Raw genomic sequence first — 8,985 nt, forward strand, 5'->3', positions numbered from 1 at the left:
CTTGGTAGGTAACTCACTGACCACTACGCGATGACCCACCCCAAAGCCCTCAAGACACACCGGGCACAGTCCATCCCGTCCGGCTCCAGCCCCGAAACCCCACCAACCCAGGGGACTTACCCAGAGACCGTTGCATCGGCGTCGGTTTCACGTGAAACACTAGAGGCTGACCGCATTCAGAAACGGAGGCCCGGTGTCGGAAGACGCTCAACCTGAAGACCAACACGACCTCGAGGCGTTGCGGGTGCCACCCAGCGCGGCGCAGGGAGTGTTCGGTGATCGACTCGAGTTGGCTGAGTGCTACTGGAACATCCTGGCGACCGATGGTATCGACCATGGGCTCATGGGTCCCCGCGAGGTACCTCGGTTGTGGGATCGTCACATTCTCAACTGTGCGGTCATCTCGGAAGTCATCGATGACGCGGTTCGCGTATTCGACATCGGCAGCGGCGCGGGTCTGCCGGGCCTGCCGCTCGCCATCACCCGACCGGACCTCGAGATCACTCTCATCGAACCCCTACTCCGTCGGAGCACCTTCTTGGAGCGAGCCGTCACGACACTCGGTCTGACGAACGTCCAGGTTGTCCGCGGGCGTGCCGAGGAGAAGGTTGTACGCGCCGAGGTCGGCCTCGCCGATGTGGTGACCTCCCGTGCCGTCGCGCCGCTCGAACGTCTGGCGAAGTGGTCCGCTCCCCTGATCCGGACCGGCGGGCGGATGATTGCCATCAAGGGATCGTCGGCGGCCGAGGAGATCGAGCGAGATCGTGCGACGGTTGGCCGAGCCGGCATCAGCGGTCTCAGGGTCTCCACGTGTGGCGAGTCCCTGGAGACGCCGACCACCGTGGTAATCGGAACCAAGACCGAAGTCGCCGGCTCCAAGAAATCGCGGCGTCGCTGACCGACACAGACCTACCAGCCGTCGACTTGTAACAACGACGACGGTGGCACACAGAGGGAGATCCGAATTGGTGTGGAGTCCGCGCAAGGCGCAGAATAAGAAGCGTTCCGGAGACACGCGTCCCGCTGCCTCCGTCGACGATTCTGTATCTGTCGGAACCGGAGCCACCACTGCCGGGTTCGACGACCCGAACGCCCATCAGGTCGGTCAAAGGAGTGCCCGCGTGGTCGATCAAGACCCGAACGTTTCACGTGAAACAGCGACCACCGGTGCCGCACCGATCATCGACGAAGCGTACGTCGACACCCCCATCGCGATGGCGGCCGCGCGTGCGAGCCAGGTGCTGACCCCCGGGGGCGCCGGACAGCTCCCCCGCCCCGCGCACACCCGGATCATGACCGTGGCCAACCAGAAGGGCGGCGTCGGCAAGACCACCACAGCCGTCAATCTCGCCGCGGGTCTCGCCCTCCACGGGCTGCGAGTGCTCGTCGTGGACCTCGACCCTCAGGGCAATGCCAGCACGGCGCTCGGCATCGACCATCGAGCACAGGACATCGCGTCGGTGTACGAGCTCCTCCTCGGCGAGGTGACGCTCAAGGAGGCGATCCAGGAGTCGCCAAATCAGAAGGGCCTCTACTGCGTCCCGGCGACACTCGATCTCGCCGGCGCGGAGATCGAACTCGTGTCGCTCGTCGCCCGTGAGAACCGGCTCCGCAACGCGCTGTCCGACGAGGTTCTCGCCGAGTACGACATCGACTACGTGTTCATCGACTGCCCGCCCTCGCTCGGTCTCCTGACCGTCAACGCAATGGTGGCAGCCCGCGAGGTGCTGATCCCGATCCAGTGCGAGTACTACGCGCTCGAAGGTGTGGGGCAGCTTCTCCGCAATGTCGAACTCGTCCAGGCGCATCTCAACCGTGAGCTTCACGTTTCGACAATCATCCTCACGATGTACGACGGCCGCACCAAGCTCGCGGATCAGGTGGCCGAGGAAGTGCGCAGCCACTTCGGGGACAAGGTCCTCGGAACGATCATCCCGCGCAGCGTGAAGGTGTCCGAGGCGCCCGGCTACGGGATGACGATCATCGAGTACGACCCGGGTTCCCGCGGCGCGATGAGCTACCTCGACGCTGCGCGCGAACTGGCCCTGCGCGGATCCCCCGACGCCGAGCGATGAGCGTTCCGGCCATATGAGCGCACGAACTGACAACACCCCGGTCTTGCTGTTCCGAGTGGAGGTAGAGGCATGAGTCAACGAGACACCGCAACGCGTCGTGGCGGACTCGGTCGTGGCCTGGCGGCGCTCATCCCGACCGGTCCGGCCGAGGACCAGAATCATGCCCCGCGACTGGGAAACGCCGCCGCCGACGTCGTGATCGGCAAGGGACCGTCGCCCGCAGCCGCACGGTCCGGCGATGGCGCCGCAGGCACCGCTCCCCTCTCCCCCGAAGAGACCGGTGCGGTGTACCGCGAGATCCCTCCATCCGAGATCCAGCCCAACCCGAAGCAGCCTCGCACTGTCTTCGACGACGAGCAGATGGCCGAACTCGTGCACTCGATCCGCGAGTTCGGATTGATGCAGCCGATTGTGGTGCGACGCCTGAAGGAGCCGACTCCGGACGGCATCAAGTATCAGATCATCATGGGCGAGCGTCGCTGGCGCGCGAGCCAGGAGGTCGGGCTCGAGGCCATTCCGGCCATCGTCCGGGAGACGCCCGACGGCGACATGCTGCGCGATGCGCTCCTCGAGAACATCCACCGAGCCCAGCTCAATCCCCTCGAAGAGGCGGCTGCCTATCAGCAGCTGCTCGAGGAGTTCGGCGTCACGCATGAGGAACTCGCTGCCAAGATCGGACGCTCGCGACCGCTGATCACCAACATGATCCGGCTACTGAAGTTGCCGATCCCGGTCCAGCGACGCGTCGCGGCCGGCGTGCTGTCGGCCGGCCACGCCCGCGCGCTCCTCGCGCTCGAGGCGGGTTCCGAGGCCCAGGAGGCACTTGCCGCGCGCATCGTCGCCGAGGGACTCTCGGTGCGCGCCACCGAGGAAGCGGTCACGCTGATGAACCGCGGAGACGGCCCCGAGGCGAAGACGCCGGCCGCGAAGCGTAAACCGATGCAGATGCCGGGTCTTCAGGACCTCGCCGAACGACTCTCCGACAGTCTGGACACCAGGGTTACAGTCAGTCTTGGGAAAAGGAAAGGGAAGATCGTCGTGGAATTCGGGTCGGTCGATGATCTCGAGCGCATCGTCGAGTTCATCGACCCCAAGAAGTGATCTTGCGGCGCGTTTTCCCTACCAGACACACGCGGAAGTAATGTCACAGTGACGATTGACGTACCGGGTCGGCGCCCGGACAGCGAGATGGGTTGCGGAGCAACGTCTTTCGTTGAACGGCGTCGTCTGATCGGAGTTCGGTGACATGAGCGTGTCGATCGTGCGCCTGGAACTCGGATCCTTCGAGTCCCTCCCCCAGCACAGCCGCCGTTGTGTCTTCTGGGAGGTGGAGCCGTCCACCGACGGGGAGCCGTTCGAGAGCGAATTCGACAAGGAAGCGTGGATATCGGGTCTGCTCCTCGAGTGGGGAACCTGCGGCCAGGTCGCGATCGAGTCGACGACGAACGCGGTCGTCGGCACGGCGTTCTACGCGCCGCCCGGTCGGGTGCCGCGCTCCCAGCACTTCCCCACCTCGCCGGTCAGCCCAGATGCGGTGCTGCTCACCAGCCTTCGCACGGAACCGGGCCACGAAGAGGCCGCCACGATCCTTCTCGACGCCGTGATCGGTGACCTCATCCGCCGTGGTGTGCGTGCCGTCGAATCCTTCGGCCTGGTCCGCGGCGGTGCCGACTTCAGCGTAGGCAAGAGCACCGTAGAGGCCGAATCGGATTCGGCCGAAACGGGATCCGGGGCGTCGGTGAGGCCTCCCCGAACGGGTGCCCGCTCCGATCTCGACGCCTGGACCGACGAGGTGTTGCTCGAGGTGGCGCGGGAGATCCTCGAGAGCCCGCAGTCAGACCTGTGCACGGAGTGCATGATCGACGCGACCTTCCTCAAGGACTCCGGATTCGACGTCGTGTCATCGCATCCGAGGTTCCCGCGTTTCCGTCTGGAACTCGACTCCGGTCTCGGCTGGAAGTTCGAGGTCGAGAGCGCGCTGGAGAAGCTGGTGATGATGGCCGAGATGGACCTGACCAGCCGGGAGCGCACCGCCGTTCCGGTGGGAGCCGGTCAGGCGAGGCACGGTCGTAAGATCAGTGCGACGCGTTCTCCGCGGCCAGCAACTCCGCGAAAGTGTAAGTGCCAGTAGGTCGATCGTCCTGGTCGAGCAGGTACAACCGCTTCACGGCCACCAGGATCGCGTCGGCGATGACGTTGCGCCAGTCCGAATCACCGAGGATCGCCGCGTCGTGCGGGTTGGTGATGTACCCGACGTCGATCAGTGCCACCGGCATTCTGGTGAGCCGCAGGACATCCCACGTACGTTCGTGGGTGCGGCAGTCGGTCAGCGATGTGCGGGCGACGATCTCGCGCTGGATGAAGCCGGCGAGGTTGCGACCGATCGATGAGAACGAGTTCTGGTTGTTGCCGAAGTAGAATGTGGCGACGCCGTTGGCGCGCTCGTTCCTGTAGTGCGCACAGCGCAGCGAGATCATCAGATCCGCGTCCATCAGGTTCGCGACGCGGGCCCGCTCGTTGTCGGTGGGTCGGCCGCGGCCGTCGTGGGACAGGAAGGTCTGCATGCCGGCGGCGGCCATCCGGCCCTCGAGGCGGGCCCCGAGATCCCACAGCAGATCCGACTCCCGTTCGGCGAGTGCGCCCGTCGACAGCGGATGGAGTCCACCCGAACCCGGATCGATGAGGATGCGCTTGCCCGACAGCTGCGGTCCGGAGCGCCGGACCTCTTCCTCCTGACGGATGGCGTACGGTGAGCCACCGGTCACCCGCGTGCCGAGTCGTTCGAGGGAACGCAGGGTCGCCGGGCCGCAGATCCCGTCGGAGGCAAGGCCGTATTCACTCTGGTAAAGGCAGACCGCGTTGTGGGTGTTGGGTCCGAAGATGCCGTCGACGAGTGATGTGTAGTAGCCGAGGTTCTGCAGGCGACTCTGGAGCTGGGCGACATCGTCGCCGACCATCGGGGCGGACAGCTGGTAGGAGAGCACGCGTGCACCGAGGCGGTACGAAGCCTCGCGCAGCACCCGGTAGGTGGCCGGACCGACGATCCCGTCGACGATCAGGCCGCGCTGCTGTTGGAAGGCGCGAATCGCCCGGTCGCATTCCTCGTCGAAGATGTCTTTCCCACCCTCGGGCAACAGTCCGAGCCCGACCAGGATTGCGCGGATCTCGGCAACTGCCGAGCCGTGATCCCCGAGTCGGAACAATGGCATGTCGTCACCCCTCATACGGATCGCCGCAGGGAATGTCCTGCTCGCGAGTTCCGGTGATCCGCGTAAGCGGCACCGGTCGGCATCAGCCTGCATTCTCTCAGCTGAAGTTCACTACACCAAACTCACCGCGGTCGGACCCGCGATTGCCTCTGGCGGAGGGCCCCGATGGGGCGGGACCCGCGCCGAGACTACCAACGACGAGAGTCCGCAGGCGGACGACCAGGTCGTTCACCCGTCGGACTCTTGTCGTGTGCGGGATGAGTTGTGCAGGTCAGGCGGTCTTACCGACCACCGAGTCGAGCTCGCGGAGCAGTGCCGCCTTGCCCTTGGCGCCCACGATGGTCTTCACCGGCCGGCCCTTCTCGAAGAGGATCATGGTCGGGATCGACATGATCTGGAAGTCACGGGCGGTCGAGGGGCTCTCGTCGACGTCCAGCTTGGCGACGGTCAGCTTGTCGCCATGGTCGCGGGCGATCTCCTCGAGCACCGGCGCGACCATACGGCACGGCCCGCACCAGGTGGCCCAGAAATCGACCAGGACCGGCTTGTCGGCGTCCAGGACAGTGTCCTTGAACGTGGTGTCGTTGACGACGACGGTGTGTGCACCCATGTTGTGTCCTCCTAGATGGACAAGAAGAGGTTGAGAAAGCTTGCGGGAGATCAGGCAGGCGCCTGAACGGAGTCGACGTCGGACACGGACTTCGCGTCGGAGTCGACGGTGTGGTCGGGGGCCTCACCCTGCTCGGCGAGCCAGCGTTCGGCGTCGATGGCGGCCGAACAGCCGCTACCGGCGGCGGTGATCGCCTGACGGTAGGTGTGGTCGACCAGGTCGCCCGCGGCGAACACGCCGGGCAGCGAGGTGTAGGTGGTGCGGCCCCGGGTGACGACGTAGCCGGCGTCGTCGAGTTCGACCTGGCCGCGCACCAGCTCGCTGCGCGGATCATGACCGATCGCGACGAACATGCCCGTCACGTCGAGGGTGCTCACCTCACCGGTGCGGGTGTCCTCGATCTCGAGGCCCTTGACCGAGCCGTCGCCGATCACCTTGCGGACGGCCGCGTTGGTGACGAAGCGGATCTTCTCGTTGTTCCGGGCACGGTCGAGCATGATCTTCGACGCGCGGAACTCCTCGCGGCGGTGGACCAGGGTGACGCTACGGGCGAACTTGGTGAGGAAGGTGGCCTCCTCCATCGCCGAGTCGCCACCGCCGATGACGGCGATGTCCTGGTCCTTGAAGAAGAAACCGTCGCAGGTCGCACAGGCGGACACGCCGCGGCCCAGCAGTTCCTGCTCGCCGTCGACGCCGAGGTAGCGGGCGGCCGCCCCCATGGCGAGGATCACGGCGCGGGCGCGGTAGGTCTCGCCACCGGCCTCGACCTCCTTGATCGGGCCCTCGAGGCGGACGGCGTCGACGTCCTCCATGCGGAGATCGGCGCCGAAGCGGATGGCCTGCTCACGCATCTCGTCCATGAGTTCGGGGCCCTGGATGCCGTTGCGGAAGCCGGGGAAGTTCTCGACCTCGGTGGTCGTCATCAGTGCGCCACCGAACTGCGTGCCCTCGAAGACGATCGGAGCGAGTTCGGCGCGCGCGGCGTAGATCGCCGCGGTGTACCCGGCAGGACCCGATCCGATGATGATCAGTTCGTGGATCTGCTGGGTCTCTGCCTGGCTCATACGTCCTCCGTGCTGGTGGGATGTGCGGAATCCGCCGGTGGTCCCGGCGTTGTCACGCTGCTACAACACAAGAGTAAGCGGAGATGTTCCCGGTCACGGGCGGCCTCACCGGCGTGGTGACGCAGCTTACGTGCCCTTGTGACGGAAAGTAATGCCTGGTGAACGAGGGAACCGTGCGTCGGTCAGTTCCCGATGACCCCGCGCGCCAGGAGTGACGGGTTCCCGGTGTCGCAGTCGAGACCCACGATCAAGGCGTCGAAGCGCCCCGCGACACCGGTCGACAGCAGAATCGCGGCTGCGGGTTCGCCCTGGTAGACGATGCGACCGGAACCGACGACGGCGGTGGATTCGGAGACGAGGTGCGCCGACGTGCAGCGTCGGAGAGCGGCGACCGAGCCGAAGGGCGCGCCGTCCGTGCGACCGATCACCGACAACGCCGACGCCGAACCGCTCGGATCCAGGGACGCGGTGGCGGCGGACCGGGCCTGGGGCGGAGCCGTTCCGGAATCGGGCGACGACACCGCGAACAGGACCCCGACGGTGCCGGCTGCGACGATGACCAGTGCCGCCGCGGTGATCAGTGCGGGCAGGACACGGTTGCGTCGACGACGGGCGGCGAGGTCGTCCGGTTCGGCGGTCTGCTCCCGGCACGGAACCGGTGCCGGAGCCGCATCGGATGGGCCGTTCAGCGAGGCGAGGGTGGCCTGGACGTCTGCCCGCACGAAGTCGGGCACGCGCACAGGGGCGGGCGGCGATCCGCGCAGCTCGTCGACGGTTCGGTCGAGAGCAGCGAGGACGCGGCGGGCGTGGGGGTCGTCGTCGAGGCGGGAACGGATGTGCTCCGCGGTGCGCTCGGGCAAGAGCCCGGCATGGAGGTCGGCAAGCATCTCCGCCGGGAAGGGGGGTTCCGGTGGTTCACCGGCGGTGGCGTCGTCTGGTCCCCGCGGGGTCATGGTGTTCAGTCTTCCATTCCGGAGTCGGGCGTGCGTGGGCTCGTCGGTGTGATCTCGATACTTGGACGCACGCGGTGACCATCCGGTTCCGTCGAATACGCGGGAGTCGGAAATTTGCTCTGGCGCAGAAGATCACGAGTCATGTGTTGGGCGCAGGTGCCCCAGGACCTCGGCGAGCCGGAGGCGCCCGCGGGCACACCGGCTCTTGATGGTGCCCTCCGCGACGCCGAGGAGCGCGGCGGCCTCCGCGATCGAGTACCCCTCGATGTCCACGGCGACGATCGCTCGACGTTGACCCTCCGGCAGCGAGTGCAGGGCCCGGCCGATCGAGACGGACAGGTCAACCGACGAGATCTCGTCGGCGGGGTCCGCGATCGACAGGTCGTCCCACTCCGGCAGCGGGATGGTCCGACGGGAGTTGTTGCGCCGGATCCGATCGAGACAGGCGTTCACGACGATCCGGTGCAGCCAACTGGTTACCTTGGCATCGGACCGGAAGTCCGCAGCCATCCGATGTGCGGCGAGCAGCGCATCCTGGAGTCCGTCAGCGGCATCCTCGACGTCCCGGCTGGTCCGCAACGCGACCGACCACAGATAATCGAGGTGTCGATTGACGAGCTCGGTGAACGCATGCGGATCGCCGGCGACATGAGCATGCAGCAGCTGCTCGTCGGTACGCAGCTCGACTGCGTTGTCCCCCCCGGCCATGCGCTGAGACTAACGGAGAACGCTTTCGGGCACGCGACGGGTGACCGGTTGTGAACAGTGTGCCGAGAACTGTGGACAACGTTCTGCGCCAAGGTCATCGCGTGAGTCCATGTGTTGGTGTCACCCGGTCTGGGGACACCGAATCGCCCTGATCGCCCCCAAGTCGCGCGTTTCGACGCAGAATCGCGAGTTCCGTCCAACTCCGCGATCGGGGACTCGACTCGCGAATCTGGCGGAGTTCGAGGACAGTGTCCCGTGGGGTGGTGGACTTTGGGTCGGCGTGGGTTCACGCGTGGTGATCAACGAGTCATGGTGAATGCTAGGCGATTTGATGTTGTTTGGCCACGGGTTCAGCGGCGGCCTGTT

The 8,985-nt window shown here is 66.1% G+C and carries 9 protein-coding genes; 4 read left to right on the plus strand and 5 right to left on the minus strand.

Annotation, left to right across the window (positions count from 1 at the left end; translation table 11 throughout):
- Positions 1-193 precede the first annotated feature (193 nt).
- From rsmG to ABFT43_RS22510, 4 genes are all read left to right on the plus strand, one after another.
- Entirely contained in the window at positions 194-898 is a 705-nt protein-coding gene (gene rsmG / locus ABFT43_RS22495; RefSeq protein WP_347962455.1) for a 16S rRNA (guanine(527)-N(7))-methyltransferase RsmG, read from the plus strand.
- Between the two features lie 223 nt (positions 899-1,121).
- Entirely contained in the window at positions 1,122-2,075 is a 954-nt protein-coding gene (locus tag ABFT43_RS22500) for a ParA family protein (protein WP_347962456.1), read from the plus strand.
- 69 nt (positions 2,076-2,144) lie between these two features.
- The gene (locus tag ABFT43_RS22505) at positions 2,145-3,176 is read left to right on the plus strand and encodes a ParB/RepB/Spo0J family partition protein (protein ID WP_347962457.1); all 1,032 of its coding nucleotides are present in this window, start codon (positions 2,145-2,147) and stop codon (positions 3,174-3,176) included.
- 145 nt (positions 3,177-3,321) lie between these two features.
- The gene (locus ABFT43_RS22510; RefSeq protein ID WP_347962458.1) at positions 3,322-4,206 is read left to right on the plus strand and encodes a hypothetical protein; all 885 of its coding nucleotides are present in this window, start codon (positions 3,322-3,324) and stop codon (positions 4,204-4,206) included.
- On the opposite strand, the gene ABFT43_RS22515 is transcribed toward ABFT43_RS22510, so the two are convergent.
- The 5 genes from ABFT43_RS22515 to sigM form a co-directional block, all read right to left on the minus strand.
- Positions 4,151-5,284: an N-acetylmuramoyl-L-alanine amidase gene (locus ABFT43_RS22515; RefSeq protein ID WP_347962459.1), complete on the minus strand. Its 1,134-nt coding sequence runs from the start codon at positions 5,282-5,284 to the stop codon at positions 4,151-4,153. The genes ABFT43_RS22510 and ABFT43_RS22515 overlap by 56 nt on opposite strands.
- A gap of 271 nt (positions 5,285-5,555) precedes the next feature.
- Positions 5,556-5,894 (minus strand): thioredoxin, encoded by a 339-nt coding sequence (gene trxA / locus ABFT43_RS22520; protein ID WP_347962460.1) that lies wholly within the window; start codon positions 5,892-5,894, stop codon positions 5,556-5,558.
- A 50-nt stretch (positions 5,895-5,944) separates the two neighbouring features.
- Positions 5,945-6,958: a thioredoxin-disulfide reductase gene (gene trxB / locus ABFT43_RS22525; protein WP_347962461.1), complete on the minus strand. Its 1,014-nt coding sequence runs from the start codon at positions 6,956-6,958 to the stop codon at positions 5,945-5,947.
- A gap of 182 nt (positions 6,959-7,140) precedes the next feature.
- Positions 7,141-7,911 carry a hypothetical protein gene (locus ABFT43_RS22530; protein WP_347962462.1) on the minus strand — a complete coding sequence of 257 codons (771 nt, stop codon included), beginning with the start codon at positions 7,909-7,911 and terminating at the stop codon, positions 7,141-7,143.
- Positions 7,912-8,043: 132 nt separating this feature from the next.
- Positions 8,044-8,619, minus strand: coding sequence for an RNA polymerase sigma factor SigM (sigM, locus tag ABFT43_RS22535; protein WP_347962463.1), 576 nt, complete (start codon positions 8,617-8,619; stop codon positions 8,044-8,046).
- Positions 8,620-8,985: the final 366 nt, after the last annotated feature.

It is taken from the genome of Gordonia aurantiaca, from assembly GCF_039939235.1.
Classification (GTDB): domain Bacteria; phylum Actinomycetota; class Actinomycetes; order Mycobacteriales; family Mycobacteriaceae; genus Gordonia.